The 20,389-nt window shown below is 54.9% G+C and carries 14 protein-coding genes; 4 read left to right on the forward strand and 10 right to left on the reverse strand.

What is annotated here, in order from left to right; genetic code table 11:
- Nucleotides 1–21: 21 nt before the first annotated feature.
- Nucleotides 22–5,976, reverse strand: a complete 5,955-nt coding sequence (locus tag LJN55_RS17325; RefSeq protein WP_227534941.1) for an alpha-2-macroglobulin family protein — start codon at nucleotides 5,974–5,976, stop codon at nucleotides 22–24.
- 182 nt (nucleotides 5,977–6,158) lie between these two features.
- On the opposite strand from LJN55_RS17325, the gene sseA reads away from it, so the two are divergent.
- Complete coding sequence (gene sseA, locus LJN55_RS17330; RefSeq protein WP_212813185.1) at nucleotides 6,159–7,013, forward strand: 3-mercaptopyruvate sulfurtransferase; 855 nt, start codon at nucleotides 6,159–6,161, stop codon at nucleotides 7,011–7,013.
- Between the two features lie 85 nt (nucleotides 7,014–7,098).
- On the opposite strand, the gene sseB is transcribed toward sseA, so the two are convergent.
- The 5 genes from sseB to trmJ all read right to left on the reverse strand — a co-directional run bounded on the left by sseB (nucleotide 7,099) and on the right by trmJ (nucleotide 12,170).
- Nucleotides 7,099–7,878: an enhanced serine sensitivity protein SseB gene (gene sseB / locus LJN55_RS17335; protein WP_227534942.1), complete on the reverse strand. Its 780-nt coding sequence runs from the start codon at nucleotides 7,876–7,878 to the stop codon at nucleotides 7,099–7,101.
- An 86-nt stretch (nucleotides 7,879–7,964) separates the two neighbouring features.
- Nucleotides 7,965–9,254, reverse strand: coding sequence for an aminopeptidase PepB (gene pepB, locus LJN55_RS17340; protein WP_133845859.1), 1,290 nt, complete (start codon nucleotides 9,252–9,254; stop codon nucleotides 7,965–7,967).
- Between the two features lie 183 nt (nucleotides 9,255–9,437).
- Nucleotides 9,438–10,637 (reverse strand): IscS subfamily cysteine desulfurase, encoded by a 1,200-nt coding sequence (locus LJN55_RS17345; RefSeq protein ID WP_159338036.1) that lies wholly within the window; start codon nucleotides 10,635–10,637, stop codon nucleotides 9,438–9,440.
- Nucleotides 10,638–10,778: 141 nt separating this feature from the next.
- Nucleotides 10,779–11,276 (reverse strand): Fe-S cluster assembly transcriptional regulator IscR, encoded by a 498-nt coding sequence (iscR, locus tag LJN55_RS17350; protein ID WP_133845857.1) that lies wholly within the window; start codon nucleotides 11,274–11,276, stop codon nucleotides 10,779–10,781.
- Nucleotides 11,277–11,444: 168 nt separating this feature from the next.
- Nucleotides 11,445–12,170, reverse strand: a complete 726-nt coding sequence (gene trmJ, locus LJN55_RS17355) for a tRNA (cytosine(32)/uridine(32)-2'-O)-methyltransferase TrmJ (protein ID WP_133845856.1) — start codon at nucleotides 12,168–12,170, stop codon at nucleotides 11,445–11,447.
- 268 nt (nucleotides 12,171–12,438) lie between these two features.
- Between trmJ and suhB the strand changes: the two genes are divergently transcribed.
- Nucleotides 12,439–13,242: an inositol-1-monophosphatase gene (suhB, locus tag LJN55_RS17360; protein ID WP_133845855.1), complete on the forward strand. Its 804-nt coding sequence runs from the start codon at nucleotides 12,439–12,441 to the stop codon at nucleotides 13,240–13,242.
- Between the two features lie 62 nt (nucleotides 13,243–13,304).
- Here suhB and LJN55_RS17365 read toward each other — a convergent pair whose 3' ends face one another.
- Complete coding sequence (locus LJN55_RS17365; protein WP_227534943.1) at nucleotides 13,305–14,306, reverse strand: nickel/cobalt transporter; 1,002 nt, start codon at nucleotides 14,304–14,306, stop codon at nucleotides 13,305–13,307.
- Nucleotides 14,297–14,875, reverse strand: coding sequence for a DUF1007 family protein (locus LJN55_RS17370; protein WP_265105966.1), 579 nt, complete (start codon nucleotides 14,873–14,875; stop codon nucleotides 14,297–14,299). The genes LJN55_RS17365 and LJN55_RS17370 overlap by 10 nt, the downstream gene beginning before the upstream one ends.
- 201 nt (nucleotides 14,876–15,076) lie before the next feature.
- Between LJN55_RS17370 and csiE the strand changes: the two genes are divergently transcribed.
- Entirely contained in the window at nucleotides 15,077–16,345 is a 1,269-nt protein-coding gene (csiE, locus tag LJN55_RS17375; RefSeq protein WP_133845852.1) for a stationary phase inducible protein CsiE, read from the forward strand.
- Here csiE and LJN55_RS17380 read toward each other — a convergent pair whose 3' ends face one another.
- Both LJN55_RS17380 and glyA read right to left on the reverse strand, forming a co-directional pair.
- Entirely contained in the window at nucleotides 16,346–17,482 is a 1,137-nt protein-coding gene (locus tag LJN55_RS17380; RefSeq protein WP_133845851.1) for a 3-phenylpropionate MFS transporter, read from the reverse strand.
- A 121-nt stretch (nucleotides 17,483–17,603) separates the two neighbouring features.
- A complete protein-coding gene (gene glyA, locus LJN55_RS17385; RefSeq protein ID WP_133845850.1) occupies nucleotides 17,604–18,857 on the reverse strand; it encodes a serine hydroxymethyltransferase in 1,254 nt (417 codons plus the stop codon).
- A gap of 332 nt (nucleotides 18,858–19,189) precedes the next feature.
- Here glyA and hmpA point away from each other — a divergent pair, with 332 nt between their 5' ends.
- The gene (hmpA, locus tag LJN55_RS17390) at nucleotides 19,190–20,374 is read left to right on the forward strand and encodes an NO-inducible flavohemoprotein (protein ID WP_133845849.1); all 1,185 of its coding nucleotides are present in this window, start codon (nucleotides 19,190–19,192) and stop codon (nucleotides 20,372–20,374) included.
- Nucleotides 20,375–20,389 lie beyond the last annotated feature (15 nt).

The raw sequence follows: 20,389 nt of genomic DNA on the forward strand, positions 1-20,389 counted from the left end.
TTCATGCTACCCGAAGCCCGGCTATTCAGCCGGTACCACATCAATCTTGCCTGCGCTGGCTGACATCGCCTGAATTTCACGGTCATACATCGCTTCACCGTACGCCGGAGGAATGACAAAACTTCCGGTGTTGGTGGCTTTGATTTGGTAAACAAACTCCTGCAGTTCCGTGGTGGCACTGCCATAGATGATCACACGATCTTCACGAATATCGCTGAAGTCCGGTGCCCAGGTTGATCCGCTTGCCGCCAGCGGCGACTGCCAGCTTGCGGATGGCGCATCCTGCTGTTCCTCATCATCTGTCTCTGGCGGTGGAGGCGTTTGCTGGACCACTTCAAATCCACCCGGCAACAGGTCAACTATCGCCAGATTACTCAGCGCTGCTTTTGAATTCGCACGGATTTTCAGATGCACGTTAATGGTCTGACCGAGTGAGACCTTGTCGACCGTTTTACCTGCGGCATCGGCGTAATCGCGGCTGATTTCCAGCCCACGGCTGATCGCTTTCTCTGGTGCAGCCAGGTCATAACCGGCCTGTGTGACCACATACCAGGCGGGTGCGTTTCCTGCATTGCGGAACTGAACAGAAGCCGCATCCCCACTGAAGTTACCCTGTGCAAACCGCCCCTTTAGCGCAGAAATCAGCTGAGGAACTTTATTGTCACGCCCCAGTTGGTTAATCGTCAGCGCCTGCGGATCGTTTTGTTGTGCCACCTGTTCTGAGTAACTTTCCAGCGCCAGAATGCTCATCGCCGCGGAGAAGGTCGTGTAACGCTCTTCCCTCAGTGCCTGCACCATATTTTCCAGCAGTTGTGGCGGGATAGCCGATACTTTTTCCGGGAAGTGACGGGTAATCAGGTACAACCGGGTCGCATCCTGCACCAGCGGATCGTAGTAGTTTTGCGTCCACCAGCTTTTGTTATAGGCCTTGTCCAGCGCCTTCCAACCCGGCGCCAGCAACCGTTCAGCTTCATCATCGGCCTTGAGTAAGCGCCATGAGGAAGCGAGATACAGCGCACTGAGATCGGTTTGCCAGCTGTCCGGGTAGCGTTTTTTCAGTGTCTCCTGCACTGAGGCCAGCGCATTCGTGGTGATTTCGCCCTGCCGCGTAAGCAGATAAACGGCCCAGGCGCGCAGGCGAAGGTGGTAGAGGTCTTCATAACCGTTGGCCGCCAGTGCGCGCAGTGCAACATTGGCATCGTCCAGCATACCGGCAGGCAGCGGATAACCGGCGGCTTTCGCCTCCAGCAGGTACTGCACCACATACGGTGTGATAAACGGATCGGCCTGTGGTGACGCCATCCACAGCCCGACAGCACCGTCAGCGTTCTGGCGTGAACGCAACACGTCGAGAATGCCTTTCAGCTGCTGACGCACTTTATCCGCATCCAGATTGCCACGCAGTTCCGGGTGTTCACTCTGTAGCAACAGCGGGATCGACTGGCTGACAATCTGTTCAGAGCAGTAGTACGGGTAGTCCGCCAGATAACTTGCCAGCCCGCTGGTTAACACCAGCGGTGAGTTCGAGACCGCAGCCTGACGCTGTGCATAAGCACCGAACATCTGGCGTAAATTATCCACCTGCTGCTGATTCCCGCTCATGCGTCCCATCACCGTCTGGATTCGGAACGGCATTGCCGGGCGTACCGAGGTACTGATCGTCCGGCGGCTGGTTTTATCACTGTATTGCGCACTAAAGACCAGTGGCGCATCACCCAATTCAGATTTAGCACGCAGACGGAAGTTGACCACACCCTCATGCTTAGCCGCCAGTTCAAGCGACTGTTCCGGCTGCCCGACCACTTCCAGCTGCGGCGGAGGCGTCACCTTGATTGCCACCGGCAGTTTGCCATCACCCAGGCCTTCCAGGTTATTACTCACGCCCACGCTGACGTCAAATTCATCCCCCGGAGCGACCATTGAGGGGACGTTCGGCGTCAGAATAAAGTTGTCACGCACGGTGGTGCCGGTTTGCGCTTTACCTATTTTTTCTGGCGTGACCGAAATCGCCATCACCCGAATTTTACCGTTGAAATAGTCCGGCACCGGATAAGTAAACTGTGCGTGGCCGTTCACTTCGGTGATCCCCGACCAGTACGCCACCGGCTTGTCCCGTTTACGTTTGAACGGGTTGAGGTGTAGATCGAGGCCTTCACCGCCATCACCGCCTGGGGCAGAAGTCAGCGACATCAGCTTGCTGAACTCTGGCAGGATCAGATCAAGAATCTGCGAGCTCTCAACGTTAAGTTCACGCTTACGGAAGAAGTAATCCAGGGGATCGGTCAGACGATAACGCGCCACCTGCAAGATCCCTTCATCTACGGCAAAAACGGCCACCTGCTGCGGGGCATCCGTGGTGACGTTAATGGTGAGATCTTCACCTGGCTTAATCACCTCTGGCACATCGAGTTTCAGGGTGTTTTTCCGCGCTTCATTACTGATTTTAAACGGCATCACACCATAACTGAGCGGGCTCATGAAGATCTCATCCGAGTTAATATCACGGACGAACTGCACGTTAATATAGGCATTGCCCTCAAGCTCTGCCGGAATGCGGATCTTCTGCACCGAGTTAGTGGTGGTGGTGTGGAACCACTGCCAGCTGTAGACACGATCTTTTTCAATGGTGATCAGGCCGCTGCCGGTATAGGGTGCGTTGATCGCCACTTCAATTTCACTGCCCGGCTGATACTTGTCGCTGTTTAGCTTTAGTTTCAGTTCGGCATTACGATCGAGCGAGCGGGTCAGGTTGGCTTCACCCGCCACGCTATAAGCGATGCGGTTCAGCACCTCACCTTTGGCATTTTCTACCACCAGCACGAAATCACCGGGCTTATTGGTCGCCAGTGTCATCGAGTGACCGCTGGCAGGCAAGTCAAATGCAGCATCGGAAACCGGGATCTCTTTCAGCCTGGATTGATATTTATAGACACCGGACTCCTGACGCGTCAGCACCGACAGATATTTTTGCTCTAACAGGCGCAGCATCAGGCCGTTAAGCGCAATGGTATCCAGCGACGGATTAATCGCGATCAGATTCACGTTGCGCTGGGCATTTTGATGAATGTAACCCAACTCTCCATCGGCTTTCACACCAATCAGATAATCATACGGAGAGACCAGCGTACGGGCGGTAGCTGCCACTGAACGACCGCCGCCAGCGACAAAGGCTTCCGACAGTAATTGCAGCTGATAGGTCGACTCACCGAAACCGCTCAGATCCAGTTTAATCGCTGCCGCACCGTTATCATCCGTGGTGCTGTCTTCCAGTTCAGTTTCATAACCGTCACTGGCCGAACGCGCTTCATAGAAGGCGTAATCTGCATAGCGATCGAACGCCGGGTAGACGGGACGCAGCGTCATTTTGGACGCCACACGGCGCCCCTGTGCCGGGGTGCCGAACAGGTTCTGGACATCAATATTGGCTTTCAGTGCATCCGGCTTGACCCAGCCTTGCTGATGGTCGGGGGTCAGGGTCAGCTTGACCTTGAGCTGATCCGGTTCGAACTCTTTGACGTTAACCGCCGTGCTGCCGAGCAGGCGTGTTGAGTCGTCGTCTTTACCCGGCAGATAGAGATAGATATTCCATTCGCCCGTAGGAGAGCTTTCTTCCGTGGTAAAACTCAGTTCGTTAAATCCGCTGGCGCTGAGGGTCAACGGAACGGTACGCATCAGTTTATCGCGCGGGTCGCGAATTTCAGCGCGAACCGGTATGCCGCCTACCGGCACGGACCAGTCGGCGGCACGGGTGATCAGACCAATATGGAAGGTATCGCCCGGGCGATAGACACCACGATCAGAGAACAGATAGCTTCCGAGAGTGCGGGTATCGTCCGGTGTGGTTTCGCCATACACATCAAAACGGGAGAAATCGAGGCCACGATCGTTGTCACGGCCGGTCGGCAGGAAGGAGACATCCCCCTCTTTTTCCACCAGGAACATCACCGGTTCACGTTCGTTGGTATACACCTCCAGCGACGGGAAACTGACGTGACCATCGCTGCCCGTCTGACGGGTCAGCAGTTTTTCACCGTTCTTCGCCACGACCGAGACCTGCGCACCCGCCACTGGCTGACCGCCGCTGATCGACTGCACAAACAGGTCACGCGTTTTATCCTGCGAACGTTTGGCAATGATGCCCAGATCGGTCACCACCACAAAGCGTGAATCCACGGTGATCGCCTGCTGCGATTCCTCTTCCTGATACTCCTCTTCCTGAGGCTGGGCCTCTTTCTGCTGTGGAGACCATTCAGACAGGGTCAGCAGGAAGATGCCGCGATGGGAATCGGGACGGGTTGAGAGATAGCGCGACAGGTCGATGCCCTGATAGCTGACCTCACCGGGTTTATCATTATTCACCGGCGTCTGATAACGAAAGCGCTCGGTGAAGTATTCGTCGTTCAGGCGATTGAAATCAGCCGAAGCGAACTGGCGGCTTTTAAATGAGACGATATGCTGCAACTGGCTGGGAATAACACGTTTGATGTCCACGCGCAGCCCCGGCACGTTACGTGCGGCCACGCTAATGCGTTTATCGCCGTTAACTGACAGTAGCGCCCCCTGAGCGGCAAACTGCAGCAGCTTCGGATAGTCTGGCACCTGAACCACGCGCCACTGTTTTTCCGGCATTTTGTAGCCACCATTGGACGTCATCGCAGCATCCACCGACACCAGCAAATAACGTTTTGCCGGGGCATCAAATTTGAAGCTGAACTGCGGTTGCCAGGTTTCTTCTGCTTCGTTCAGGCTGAGCGACACGACCGGAGAGCGGTTAATCACGCTCTGATCGATATTGCTCACATCCCAGGGAATGAATTCTTCTTCTGTTTGCTCACTGGCCGGACGACGTGGGTCCTTCTGTGGCAACAGCCAGGCTTTCACCCCTTTGCGAACATCGTTGTCACGTACGGCATCGCTAAAGCCAACAATCAGTGCGCGTTCGCCCTGGCTGCCGGGTTTATCGACCACTTCCGCACTGACATCACTCAGGCTAAGGCTGTAGAGATTCGGGACCGTCACCCATCCATCACTTTTACGCGTCACCGGATTGCCAGGACGTGAGGATTTCACCCCGCTGCTCACCTGCAAATGCACAGCTCCGCCGTGATCCATTGGCTGTAGCGCAGTGGAACGCACCCAGGCATTCAGTTTCTTTTCATCCCAGGTTACGCTGAACTTAAGCGGCTGTTCTGGCTGCCCCTGCGCGGCGCTCAGGCCGAGCGACAACTGTTTTTCCACGCTCTGCACATCGGCCGGCGCGTTGAATTTGATATTGAAAATAGCGCTGTGCTGGCTGCTGTCCTGCGGGTCCTGATAGTACTCGCTGCTGCCAATTTGATAGTCAAAAGCAGGCACAATGAAGCGGTGGCGCGTCTGTTCAATACGGATTTGCGGGGCCAGCAAAGTGTCAGGCTCAAGAGTCGCCTCATAGCTCGCCCCCATTGGCAGCGGCTGCTGCGGGGTGAAAATCAGCGTCCAGGCATTCTGCCACTGCCATTCCCCGGCTAAGGCGGGCTTCAGGCTAATCCCTGCGCTGACCTTTTTTCCGACCAGCGTGACCGGGGCAACCGACTGATTGAACCTCAGGGTGAGCACCTGCACGGCAGGTTTTGCGGCGGTGTAGTCAATCCCTTCCGGGTTGACGACCTCTACCCTGCTGTTCTGGATGGCCAGCGGGGCAACGTCAATCGGTTTAGGTCGGTTCTGCCACCACTGCCAGCCATACACGCTGGCAACACCTGCAGCCGCCAGCAGCAGCACACTCAGGGCAATGGTCTTCGGATGTCGGTCAATCCCCTGCTCAAGCCGGGCGAAGCCTGCTTTAAGGGGTGAAACCCAGCCTGGGCCGCGCCAGTTGATCTCACCCAGCAGCGGGCGCAGCAACAGTCCCAGCACGCGAAAAAGGCGCGAGAGCAGCCAACACAGTGCTTTCAGCACGGTGAACGGTAAGCGCAGGAGAAATTTGAGCACATCCATCAGATAGAACCTTCCCTGTTACAAAATTGGTCAAAGAGTAATAGTTTATCTGCGCAATTTCTATCTGCGAATGCAAACAATTTGCAGGAATCCAGAGGTGGCTCTGAATAGTGTCATTTCGCCTTGTGATAGCTAACAAAATCGCTGACACTCAGCTAAACGTTACTGACAATGAGGCCGCGATGACGACTCCCTCTCTTTTTGTTTCTGCTGACTGGCTGGCAGAGCATCTGACCAATGACAACATCCAGGTTCTGGACGCACGTATGCTGCCGCCAGGGCAGGAGAAAACCCGCAACATCCAGGAAGAGTATCTGGCAGAGCATCTGCCAAATGCGCCCTTCTTCGATATTGAGGCCCTGTCGGATCATACCAGTGCTTACCCGCATATGTTGCCGCGAGCGGAAACGTTCGCAGTGGCAATGCGTGAACTGGGGATCAGCGATGACAAACATCTGGTTATCTACGATGAGGGCAATCTGTTCTCGGCTCCCCGCGCCTGGTGGATGCTGCGTCACTTTGGTGTGAAGCAAATTTCCATTCTGGCTGGCGGGCTGGCGGGCTGGAAACAGGCGCAACTGCCGCTGGAAAGTGGTGCCCTGGACATCGCGGAAGGCGAGTTCGAGGCCGATCAGGGTGAAGGCGAAGTCAAACGCGTCACTGATGTCCTGCTGGTTAGTCATGAAGGTGGCGCGCAGATTATTGATGCCCGTGCTGCTAACCGTTTTCACGGAGAAGTGGATGAACCGCGTCCTGGACTGCGCCGTGGACGCATTCCAGGCAGCCTGAACGTTCCCTGGAACTCGCTGGTCACCGAAGGGCGTTTGAAACCCACTGCGGAATTACAGGCAATATTCAGTCAGCAGGGTGTGGATTTGTCGCAGCCTGTGATTGCCAGCTGTGGTTCTGGCGTCACCGCGGTGGTGGTGATTCTGGCGTTAACCAGCCTCGGCGTGAAAAACGTCGCGTTATACGACGGTTCCTGGGGCGAATGGGGAGCCCGTAACGACCTGCCGATCGTTAACGATTCACTGTAGCGGCGGATCGTCTTTGATCCGCCAGCAGCAACGGGATCGCCCGTGGGATGACTAAAAAAGGGTCGTCCCATGCAGCAAACGATCGTTAATCGATGTTTTTGACTTTGAAATCTCGCAGGAAACTTCCCCAACGCCGTTCATAGAATGGCGTGATATGGGCAATAAAGAAGTGGCTGATACCTTTCTCCCCTTCCACGACCTGGCAAATATCAATTGGGCTATCGTCCAGCAGCGTATCCGTTGCCACACTGCCGGCCGCGTGAATCACTGCTTCAAGATCGCCATCGCCTTCAATGCCAATCAGCAGATTAGCGGGCTGGTCAGCATGTTCTTTGATCTCCGCCACGTAGGCGCGGCGCACGGTTTTATACTTGGCAAAAAGCTGGGTCAGCGAATCGATCATCTGTGCCGGAGGCTCAGCAATTTCCGACAGCAACAGCGAGGTTCCGCCTTCCAGCACCGTCTGCTGGCTGAGAGCACTGCTGCCCTCATCTAACAGGTGGGCAATTTCACGCGGAGAAAACTCTTTGCCGTTAGGCAATTTGGGGTTCAGAAACAGGGCTTCGCCCAGAGTCATTTCGAACAAAGTGCGCACCGGCATCACCAGATAAGCCTGCTCGCCACTCACGGCCTGTTGCAGTGCTTCCGCTGAGGTGAAGAACGGAATAATGCTGGTGCCGTCTTCTTTTTCCCAGTGCTGTAAATCAACTGGAGTGCTGGCATCGATCGCCTGCTCAGGCTGGGCGCTTTCGCCGGGGACCACAACGCTGGCATCCATCAGCAGGGCAAAAAACTCCGGACGGTGCGCCGGCTCTACTGCTGCCAGTTTCAGCACCTCTTCCAGCCGCGGGTTAAGATCGTTCATGAATGTGTTCCAGACAAGACTGCGGGTGGACCGGAAAAAGGGTCCGTCCCTACAAGGGCCGATCGTGTTGCGATCGGCCCGTTATATTACGCTTTGTTTAACAGCAGGTTCGCAACGGCACGCACACCCAGCCCGGTGGCACCCGCAGACCACTGATCCACGGCACCTTTACGGTAGGTAGCAGAACAGTCGATATGCAGCCAGCCCTGCTTGTATTCACTCACGAAATGCGACAAGAACGCAGCGGCGGTGCTGGCCCCGGCAGAGTGCGACGGGCTGGCAATGTTGTTCAAATCAGCAAAATTTGACGGCAGATGACTGCGGTGGAACTCCGCCAGCGGCAGACGCCAGAACGGCTCGTTCTCCCCGGCAGCACTTTCCAGCAACGACTGCGCCAGTGCATCGTCAAAGCTGAACAACGCGTGGTAATCGTTACCTAATGCGGTTTTTGCTGCACCCGTCAGGGTCGCCGCATCAATAATCAGTTCAGGGTTAAGCGCACTGGCATCAATCAGCCCATCGGCCAGTACCAGACGGCCTTCAGCATCGGTATTCATCACCTCAACGGTTTTGCCATTGCGGTAACGAATAATGTCGCCCAGTTTAAAGGCATTGCCGCTGACCATATTATCCGCGCAGCACAGGATCAGTTTCACACGTTTGTTCAGACCACGGCTGATTGCCAGCGCCAGTGCACCGGTCAGCGTTGCCGCCCCTCCCATATCCGACTTCATGGAGTCCATAAAGCCGCTCTGTTTCAGGCTGTATCCGCCGGTATCAAAGGTGATTCCTTTGCCGACCAGGCAGGCGTATACCGGGGTTTCATCGTTGCCACCGGGATTATAATCCAGCGTCAACAGTACCGGACTGCGCGATGAACCGCGCCCGACAGTATGCAGCCCCAGATAGTTTTGCTTTTTAAGGTCATCACCTTTCGTAATGCGGTAACTGACCGCATCACAGGCCACATCACACAGCAGGTCAATGGCACGGGTGGCTAACTGTTCCGGCCCCAGCTCTTCAGCGGGCAGGTTAATAGTGTCACGCACCCAGTCGATAATTTTCAGACGGTTGTTCAGCTCCGCCTGTTCGGCATCTGCCAGCGCGGCCCACTGCACTTCGCGCTCGCCTTTTGGACCACGGTAGCCCTGCCAGAACGCCCAGCTGTTCTCCAGATCCCAGCCATCGCCGCTCAGGCTGACATGACGGATACCCTGGCTATCAATTTTGCGCGCAGCGCGCTGGATAGTGGCCAGCGGTTCACTGCCGGTAAGATGGATAGTCAGGCCGCTGTCGTTGCTGCTCAGGATCGCTTTTTCGCCCCAACGCAGATCGGCCGCAGCCGTTGACAGGGTAATATTCATAGAGGTGGTCATCGCATGGCTCCTTTTCATTATTTCATCTTTCAGACCGGGGTTTGACCGGCCGCTGCGATTTTTCCGCAGGAGGATTGTACAACCAGACTAACAGAAATGTGACAGGGATGTTTTCGCGGGATGCGGCGTACTACGCAGAACGGGCCAGAATCTGGCCCGTTACTGTTTGTGCGGGAGTGAGGATCAACCTGCCTGAACAGCACCGCTGGCTTTAAACGCTTTCCATTGAGGGGAGAGCTCACGCAGACGGCTAAGGGATTTTTGCACCAGCTGAATGGTGTAGTCGATCTCTTCTTCGGTGGTAAAACGCCCGAGAGAGAAGCGGATCGAACTGTGTGCCAACTCATCGTTGAGACCAATGGCCCGCAGCACGTAAGACGGCTCCATACTGGCAGAGGTACAGGCTGAGCCGGTTGAGACCGCCAGATCCTTCAGCGCCATAATCAGTGATTCACCATCAACGTAATTAAAACTGACGTTGAGAATATTCGCCGCACCTTGCTCCAGTGAACCATTGAGGTACACCTCCTCGATATGTCCAATACCCGCCCACAGGCGGCTACGCAGCGCACCCAGGCGTGCCATCTCGCTGGCCATTTCTTCTTTGGCGATGCGATAGGCTTCACCCATTCCCACAATCTGATGCACCGGCAGCGTACCGGAACGCATACCGCGTTCGTGACCGCCACCGTGGATCTGGGCTTCCAGACGGATACGCGGTGCACGGCTGACATAGAGCGCACCGATGCCTTTCGGTCCGTAAATTTTATGCGCAGAGAAAGACATCAGATCGACTTTCAGCACACTCAGATCGATAGGTAATTTACCCACGCTCTGCGTGGCATCAACATGGAAAATCACCCCGCGCTCACGGCACAGTTCGCCAATAGTGGCAATATCCTGCACCACCCCGATCTCATTATTGACGTGCATAATTGACACCAGCACCGTGTCATCACGCAGCGCCGCGGTCAGCTGTTGCAGATCCAACGTGCCATCAGGGCGCGGGTTCAGATAAGTGACGCTGAATCCCTCACGCTCTAACTGAGCACAGGTATCCAGGACCGCTTTATGCTCCGTGGTACAAGTGATGATGTGACGACCCTTTTCCTGATGGAAAGTGGCTGCACCTTTGATGGCGAGGTTGTTGGCTTCTGTTGCACCGGAGGTAAAGACGATTTCACGTGGGTCAGCGCCCACTAACTCTGCAATCTGGTTGCGGGCAACATCCACCGCTTCTTCTGACTGCCAGCCATAACGATGCGATCGCGAGGCCGGATTACCGAAGGTTCCGTCCAGAGTCAGATACTGCATCATTTTTGCGGCCACACGAGGGTCGGCGGGTGTGGTGGCGGAATAATCCAGATAAATCGGTAATTTCATTGCTCGTTAAGCTCCGGGAGGTTTCTTGATTGCCGCCCTTCTGCGCCCTGAAATCTTTGCTGGAAGCAGAAATGAATAAAAGGCCCGTCAGGCCTTTTATTCATTTCCGGGGGCGAAGAACAAACCCCGCCCGGACTGCGATCAGGCGCGCAGATTGACGTTAATTGTTTCCTGCATGCGGCCGTTTGGCGCACGACGGATTTCATTGCTGTTCTGACGGTCAGCCACTTCCAGGATTTCCTGGTTATTGACCAGTTCTGCCAGTGTAATATTGTTGAGGAAGTCGCTGATGCGCTCACTCAGATCACGCCACAGCACGTGAGTCAGGCAACGCTCGCCGCCCTGGCAGCCTTCTTTACCCTGACATTTAGTGGCATCGACAGATTCGTCAACGGCAGTAATCACTGCGCCCACTGCGATGGCATCAGAGCCTTTGCCCAACAGATAACCGCCACCCGGACCACGTACGCTGGCCACCAGACCATTCTTACGCAGACGGGAGAACAGCTGCTCAAGATAAGAAAGGGAAATGCCCTGACGCTCTGAAATATCCGCTAAAGGCACCGGGCCTTCATGGGAATGCAGTGCAACATCAAGCATAGCGGTAACAGCATAACGGCCTTTGGATGTCAGTCTCATGGCGTTTACAACCTCGGTTATAACCCTGGATGGGTGTTAACAAAATATGGACGCAAGTCTGACATTCCTGACTAAATTGGTCAAGTATTTAACCTACTAAAACACTCAACTATTTAACCAAGTAAAATACTCAACTATTATGCTGTTATTTTATTCACCGATACACCCTTACTCGCCCCGTGGCTTCTCCAGTGAAGAGAGCATCCCACGCAGGATATTCAGCTCGTCACGTTCAGGGCGAGCACGGGTAAACAGGCGACGCATTTTACTCATCACCTGCCCCGGGCTGGCTTCACGGATAAAACCGCTGCCGATCATCATTTTCTCCATATGCTGATAGAAGCGCTCAAGCTCATCGACCAGTGGATAAGGTGACTCAACCGGCGCTTCTTGCTCCGCTTCCAGCGACTGCAGCCAGGCCATACGCACTTCATAGGTAATGACCTGCACAGCCATCGCCAGGTTCAGCGAGCTGTAGTCCGGGTTAGCAGCAATGGCGACGTGGTAGTGGCACTTCTGCAACTCTTCGTTGGTCAGGCCAACGCGTTCGCGACCAAATACCAGCGCAACAGGCGCCTGTTGGCCCTCTTCCACACTTTTTAAACCGCACTCGCGTGGGTCGAGCATCGGCCACGGCAGAGAGCGCGAGCGCGCACTGGTGCCGACCACCAGGCCACACCCGGCAATCGCTTCATCGAAAGTGTCGACAATTTTCGCATCGCCAATCACATCGCTGGCACCGGCCGCCAGGGCAATAGCCTGTGAGTCCGGTTTAACCAGCGGATTGACCAGATAAAGGTTCGTTAAACCCATGGTTTTCATCGCACGAGCGACAGAGCCCATGTTGCCAGTGTGAGAGGTCTCCACCAGCACAATTCGGATATTTTGCAGCATAAGGATTCTGGGGTCTGAGAGTTAATTCGACGATGCTAACATATTTTAAGGACATTTGCCGTTCTGCCCTGCTATACTACGCGCCGTTTTCTATCAGATTATGATATTTATCCAAAGTGATTGATGCTGTAGCAAGGCAGCAAGAAAGCGAATCCCGCTGAGCTTACTTAAGTAAGTGATTCGGGTGAGTGAGTGCAGCTAACACAGCGACAGCTTCAAGAATGAAGGGTAAACCGTTCTTTAACATCCAGCGAGACGAAACTTAACTATGCATCCAATGCTCAACATTGCCGTGCGCGCTGCGCGCAAGGCCGGAAACGTAATTGCCAAGCACTATGAAACCCCGGACTCCGTCGAAGCCAGCCAGAAAGGCAGCAATGACTTTGTCACCAATGTTGACCGTGAAGCGGAACGCCAGATTATTGAAGTGATCCGCAAGTCTTACCCACAGCACACCATCATCTCTGAAGAGTGCGGTGAACTGCCAGGCGAAGACCAGGATGTGCAATGGGTTATCGATCCACTGGATGGCACCACCAACTACATCAAACGCCTTCCCCACTTCTGTATTTCTATTGCCGTTCGCATCAAAGGCCGTACTGAAGTTGCCGTTGTTTACGATCCAATGCGTAATGAACTGTTCAGCGCCGTACGCGGCCAGGGCACCCAGCTTAACGGCTATCGTCTGCGCGGCGGCACCGCCCGCGATCTGGATGGCACCATTCTGGCCACCGGCTTCCCGTTCAAACTGAAGCAGCACGCCACTCCGTATATCAATATCCTCGGCAAACTGTTCACCCAGTGTGCTGACTTCCGTCGCACCGGTTCTGCTGCGCTGGATCTGGCCTATGTGGCTGCGGGTCGCGTGGACGGTTACTTCGAGATTGGTCTGAAGCCATGGGATTTCGCCGCGGGTGAGCTGCTGGTGCGTGAAGCTGGCGGTCTGGTGACTGACTTTGTTGGCGCGCATGGTTATATGCATTCAGGTAACATCGTTGCAGGTAACCCACGCGTCGTGAAAGCGATGCTGGCCAACATGCGTGATGAACTGAGTGAAGCGCTGAAGCGTTAATTCGTCCCAGGGGCGCGGCATGCCGCGCCCTGAGTCAGGCATGCCTGCCCCCTGCGCAAGATTTACTGCAGGAACATCGGTCGGATACCGCCTGACATCGCGGGTTGCGCACTCAGCCACAGCATGGCTCCAGCGGCAATCAGCAGCACGCCACCGGTCAGAGCCAGACAGTTCAATGCCACTACATGCCAGGCAGCAGATCCTGTATTACGTGTTAAACGCTGTGCGAGGGAGCGCGAGAGCTGTACCACCAGCGCCATGCACGATACCGTTAACGCCGTTCCCACCGCCATCACCAGCGCGGATAGCACCCCCCAGAAGTAAACACCAATCACCTTTGAAAACAGCAACATCATAATGGCCCCCGAGCAGGGTCGTAACCCCATCGACAGTACCACCGCGACCTTCGTTTTCCATCCCATCGCCTGCGACAACATTGCACTGTCCGGCACATGCTGATGCCCACAACCACAGTGTTCACTGTGCTGATGCCCCGCAGGCAAAATACGGGTGATGGTCATTCGGACAGGTGCCGGGCGCAGCTGCAGCCACAATTTTTTCAGGGCTCGCCAGCACAGCCACAGGCCCAGGCCGATCACCAGTAGATAGCTCCCTTTTTCCAGCCAGTAGCTGCTGAGATGCATCTGGCGCGAAGAGAGTTGCAACACGCCCAGCATTATCGTCACCAGCGCAATCGCCACTGCCCCTTGCACTACAGCCGCGGCCAGCGTCAGTTGCAGGCTGGTTTTCATTTTCGTCGGGTGGGTAGCAAGAAAGGTGGCTATCACCACTTTGCCATGGCCGGGGCCGAGCGCATGTAATACGCCATAAAGCAGGCTGAAACCCATTAGCGCCAGCCCGGCCTGATGAGGATTGCTGGCAACCTGTTGTAACAGCCCGGTCATCTGCTGATGCAGACTCTTCTGCCACATAATGCTTTGCAACAGGATTTGCGGCCAGTGCTGCCAAATCCACAGCCCTCCCAGGAGCATCCCTGACATCAACAGCGCGAACGGCCATATCGCCCCTCTACGCGGAGCGCGGCTGAGGCCACTTACTGACATATCAGCGTCACCGTCTGGGCAAACTTGCGACCAAGATCCATCTCTTCCGCTGGCGCATCTGCTTTATCCAGTGACAGCGCATAGGCTTGCATGGAGGCATCCGGTTTGGGGGTTTGCAGCTCGAAATGACATTGTGATACCAGTTCTGCCGGGACTGTCAGTGCTTTTTCAGAGTCGTAATACATATCTACAAAGTAAGTGGGATCAAAAGTGGAAAACGTATACCGCTGGCCTTTTAGCGACTGCGGATGTGCCAGCGGCAGAATAAACTCCAGCACCGCCTGATGCCCCTGCCGTGAAAGATGGTATTCCGGCGGCAGATTATCGAACTTCACCGGCTGCTTCTGGTGCCAGAATTCGCTGAAGTAATGCTGGCCTAACACATTAGCCATCACTTCTGCCGCCAGTTTTTTCCAAACCACTGAATCCGGTTTTGCCGTTCCTGCATCGTATAACAGATCGGCAGAGGTGATTTCATCCATCACCCAGCGCATTTTCAGCCCGGTGAGCCGATCGCCCTGATGAACCAGCGTGGTCTGCATATCGATAAAGCTGTGCGGATGCGCCATGGCAACCGGGGACAAAACGATTATCAGCCCTGCGGCCCCCGCTGCACACCTGTTATAATGTAACAAATTAAACTCCACTCCAGTTTTTGTCGATTATTTTTGTGACCTGTCTTAAAAGCTCTGAATAAAACTGACTCGATTGACCACAACGTGGCTGGCTAAGGCTATTCTTAGCATAATCAATCGCTACTGGGATCACAGATGATGAGTACACACTCACCTGAAATGTCTGTCCTCTCCAGTCCACAGCGCCGTTGCCACCTGCTTTTAATGCTCTGCCTGCCTGAATCCTTCGTCACGGTGGAATCGGTTTGCCAGCTTAACGGTGTGGATCACGCCGTAACCCGGCAAGATATAGCGGAGGTGGCAGAGGAAATCCAGCGCTATCACCATCTTGCCATTGAGCTGGATGAGCTGGGCGCGTTGCGCCTTCGTGGAACGCATTTAGATCAGCGTCTGTGCCTGCTACATAACTTACGGCGGGCTCTGCGGCTGTCTCCGGCGTTTATCCATAACGACTTTTCCTCCGTCATTAAGCAACAACTTCAGACGCTGCCAGTGGATAAGGCCTTGTACGATGAGCATAACCTGGCAGCACTGGTCCAGTATTGTTCACTTCATCTGGACCGCGAGTTCAGCGCTCGCGATACCCAATTTTTACAGGTCTGGCTGCGCTATGCTCTCGCCTGGCACTGCCAGCCGGACTTTACCGCACAGCAACTGCACTGGATCGAAGGTAAACCGGAGTTTTCACTGGCACAGGCGATTGCCCGCTGCTGGAGTAAACGTGGCTATCAGGCGGCGGTTAATGAGGTTGCGTTACTCGCCCTGCTCTTCAGCCAACTGCATGTTCCCCAGAGACAACACACCCTCAGCGCTCATGAACGCCAACTTCTCCAGTCCGTGGAGCTGTTAATTCAGCGCTTTCAGGCGTTGTCTGGCATGGTATTCAGTAATGACGCGGGCCTAAGCGCACAACTTTATACGCATCTGGCGCAGGCGCTGGAGCGTACTCTGTTTTCCATCGGCATCGATCACAATCTGGTTGACGATATCGCCCAGCAGTACCCGCGTCTGCTGCGTACTACGCGTGAGGCTATCGCCGCGCTGGAACAACAATACAGCGTGCAGTTCACCGATGAAGAGATGGGTCTGATTGCGATTATTTTTGGCGCATGGCTGATGCAGGAAAGCGCCTTGCAAGAGAAGCAGGTGTTGTTATTGATTGGTCGTGATAGCGAACTGGAGCAGCAGGTTGAGCAGCAGCTGCGTGAACTGACGCTGCTGCCGCTGACGATTAAGTACCAGGATGTTGCCGACTTTCAGCGCCACAGCGCACCGAAAGGGATCGCGCTGGTGATCACGCCTTATGCCACGCCGCTGCCGCTCTACTCACCACCGCTGATCCATGCTGAACTGCCGCTGGGCGAACACCAGCAGCGCAGTATCCGCCTGCTGCTGGAGTCATAATCAGGTCACTTTTGGCCGCAGGAACAGCACTGGCACAACCAGCAGTGCCATCACCCAGAACACGCCGCCTTGCAGGTGCTGGAACAGCACACCACACACCATGGTCATCAGAGCAATGCCACCGCCCATTGCCAGTGCGGAATAGACTGACTGCAGGCGGATCACCTCGCTCCCGTCGCGGGCAGCGATAAAGCGCATAGCCGCCAGATGACAAATAGTGAAACTGCCACAGTGCAGAATTTGTGCAACGACAAGCCAACCCAGTTCCGTGGACGACGCCATCATACTCCAGCGTAAAACAGCACAGACACAGGACAGCAACAGCAGATCGCGTGCGCTCCAGCGGCGGAACAGTCGGTTGCTGGCGGCAAACACCACAATTTCAGCCACGACGCCCAGCGACCATAAATAGCCCACAATGCTCGACGAGTAGCCTGCTTCCTGCCAGTAAATGGCACTGAAGCCGTAGTAGGCGGCATGCGCCCCCTGCATCAGCGTCACGCATAGCAGGAAGCGCCAGACAGCGGTTTCACTGAGCATCTGCTTCCACTGCGCCCATCCGCTATGTTCGGTTTGTTTTTCCATCCCCTGCGGCATCACCGCCGGGCGTAGCATCATACCTGCAATCATCGCCCCGCATCCCACACACAGCAGCATCAGGATGGCGTGATAGGAAAAATGTGTCACCAGCACACCGGTAAGCGCCGAGCTGATCACAAACGCCAGGGAACCCCACAACCGCACCGGACCGTAAGGCAGGGCGATCTGTCGCTGCCAGGTTGCGGCCAGCGCATCGCTCAACGGCACCAGCGGTGAGAAGAACAGATTGAATCCGACCATCACCAGCAGCAGCCACACCCACTGGGAACCTGCCCAGAAGCCCAGCGCAAATAACAGCGTCAGCGAAGCCAGCAGGCGCAGGACGCTAATCAGTCGTGAAGGGTTAGTGACGCGTGAGGCGATAAGCAGGCTACCGGCAAAGCGGGCAATCATGCCGCAGCCCAGCAGCAGGCCGATTTTTTCCGGTTGCAGGCCGCTGTCTTTTAGCCAGACGCCCCAGAACGGTAAATAGACGCCATAGGCGAAGAAATAGGTGAAGTAGCTCAGTCCAAGCCAGTACGTGGAACGTATCGTCATTTTCCCTCCGACAAAGTGGAGGCTAATGTACACCGCCGCACAGGATAAAAAAATAGCGGGACACTTTCGTGTCCCGCTATCTGTACTCAGGCTCCCATTAAATCAGGAGGTAAGGACGAATTTATGCATATACAGGGAAGCGTGCACAGATTTCCAGCACCTGCTTCTTCACACGCTCGCTCACGCCTTCATCATTGATATTGTCGAGAATATCGCTGATCCAGCCTGCCAGTTCGCGCACTTCTGCTTCTTTAAAACCACGACGGGTGACAGCCGGGGAACCGATACGAATACCTGAAGTCACAAACGGGCTTTTCGGATCGTTAGGCACGCTGTTTTTGTTCACGGTAATGTTGGCACGGCCCAGGGCTGCGTCAGCTTCTTTACCGGTCAGGTTTTTGTCTACCAGGTCCAGCAGGAACAGGTGGTTATGCGTACCGCCAGAAACCACGTTGTAGCCGCGTGCCAGGAACACTTCCACCATTGCTTTAGCGTTTTTAGCCACTTGCTGCTGGTAGGTTTTGAACTCAGGCTCCATCGCTTCTTTGAAGGCGACAGCTTTACCCGCGATAACGTGCATTAGCGGGCCACCCTGGCCACCAGGGAAGACAGCAGAGTTCAGTTTTTTGTACAGGTCTTCGTCACCGCCAGCCGCGAGGATCAGGCCGCCACGTGGGCCTGCCAGGGTTTTGTGCGTGGTGGAGGTCACGATGTGCGCATGAGGTACCGGGTTAGGGTACACGTCAGCTGCAATCAGACCCGCCACGTGCGCCATATCAACGAACAGGTAAGCGCCAACGGTATCTGCGATTTCGCGCATTTTTGCCCAGTCGCACACGCCAGAGTAAGCAGAGAAACCACCAACGATCATTTTTGGCTGGTGCTTTTTCGCCAGTTCAGCCAGTTCGTTGTAATCAATCTGGCCGGTCTCGTCGATGCCGTAAGGGATGACGTTATACAGCTTACCAGACAGGTTAACCGGGGAACCGTGAGTCAGGTGACCGCCGTGTGCCAGGTTCATACCCAGAATGGTATCGCCCGGCTGCAGCAGCGCAGTGTATACCGCGAAGTTAGCCTGGGAACCGGAGTGTGGCTGCACATTGGCGTAGTCTGCACCAAACAGGGCTTTAGCACGGTCGATAGCCAGCTGCTCAACGATATCCACGTACTCACAACCACCATAGTAGCGCTTGCCCGGATAACCTTCAGCGTACTTGTTCGTCAGCTGAGATCCCTGAGCCTGCATAACACGTGGGCTGGTGTAATTCTCTGAAGCAATCAGCTCGATGTGCTCTTCCTGGCGCACTTTCTCCTGCTCCATCGCCTGCCATAAATCGGCATCATAATCGGCAATGTTCATTTCACGTTTTAACATTTGCATCTCCTGACTCAACTGACTTGCAATAATGAATGCCCCCGCTGGGGAGCGATGGGCAATAGTTTAAACTGTTTATGCACCTGTTGAATAGCTTAACCACTGCCTTTTTACGCAAACGATTGGCTTCAGTTGTGGCAAGGGTTAGTTACTGTTCTTTGCAAGTCCCGGATAAGGAATTCTCCTCATCTGCCAGATGCTGTTTTTTCAACAAGACCGTACATCGCGTGCGGAAAAATACCCTCTCACTCTAAAGGTGTATTTACAGCGGAGTATGTTGCGAATAACATGCATTTTAAATACATGTTTAATTTCTTGCTAAGGAGCACACCATGCTGGACAGCCAAACCATTGCCATCGTCAAATCTACTATCCCCGCCGTTGCTGCACTCGGCCCTCGCCTGACCTCGCATTTCTATCAGCGGATGTTTGCCCACAACCCTGAGCTGAAAGACATCTTTAATATGAGCAACCAGAGCACAGGTAATCAGCCGGAAGCGCTGTTTAATGCCATCTGCGCCTACGCCAGCAATCTGGATAACCTCGCCGCGCTGGGCCCTGCCGTAGAGAAAATTGCGCAGAAACACACCAGTTTCGCTATTCGTCCCGATCACTATCCGATCGTCGGTGAGCACTTGCTGGCGAGTATTGATGAAATGCTGCATCCGGGTGAAGAGGTGCTGGCAGCATGGGGCAAAGCCTACGGCGTACTGGCCGGAATTTTTGTACAGCGTGAGGAGCAGATTTATGAAGAAACCGAAGAAAAAGTCGGCGGCTGGCGCGGTGGCCATCGTGAATTTGTTATCAGCGAGATCGTCCCGCAGAGTTCCGTGATCAAAAGTTTTATCCTGACTCCCGTCGATGGCCAACCGGTCGCAGATTATAAAGCCGGGCAGTATCTGGCGGTATGGGTGAAAGACCCGGGTTTTGAGAATCAGGAGATTCGCCAGTATTCCCTGACGCGCACGCCCAACGGTCGTGACTATCGTATTGCAGTGCGCCATGATGAAGGCGGTGTGATGTCCAGCTGGCTGCATCAGCAGCAGCCCGGCCAGCGCGTTCATCTGGCCCCCCCTGCCGGGGATTTCTTCCTTGATATCACGGCTGAGACGCCGGTGACACTGATGTCGGGTGGTGTCGGCCTGACGCCGATGCTGGCGATGCTAAACCAGCTGGCGAAAGATAAACATCCCGCCACAGTACAGTGGCTGCACGCCACCGAGAATGGCGCAACCCATGCTTTCGCTGAGGAAGTGACCGCGCTGGGGGCGCAGTTGCCGCAGTTCTGGCAACACATCTGGTACAACCATCCGCAGGCGCAGGATGAAGGGAAATATCACCAGCGTGGGCTGATGAACTTGCTGCCGCTGGAATCACGCGTCAGCGATCCGGCGATGCACTATTATCTCTGCGGCCCACTGGCCTTTATGGAAGCGGAAGAAAAGGGGCTGCTAGAGTTAGGGGTTAAAAAAGAGCACATCCACTACGAAGTGTTCGGGCCGCATAAAGCGTTATAAAAGCAAACGGGCTGG

It is taken from the genome of Erwinia rhapontici (assembly GCF_020683125.1).
GTDB classification, from domain to species: Bacteria; Pseudomonadota; Gammaproteobacteria; order Enterobacterales; family Enterobacteriaceae; genus Erwinia; species Erwinia rhapontici.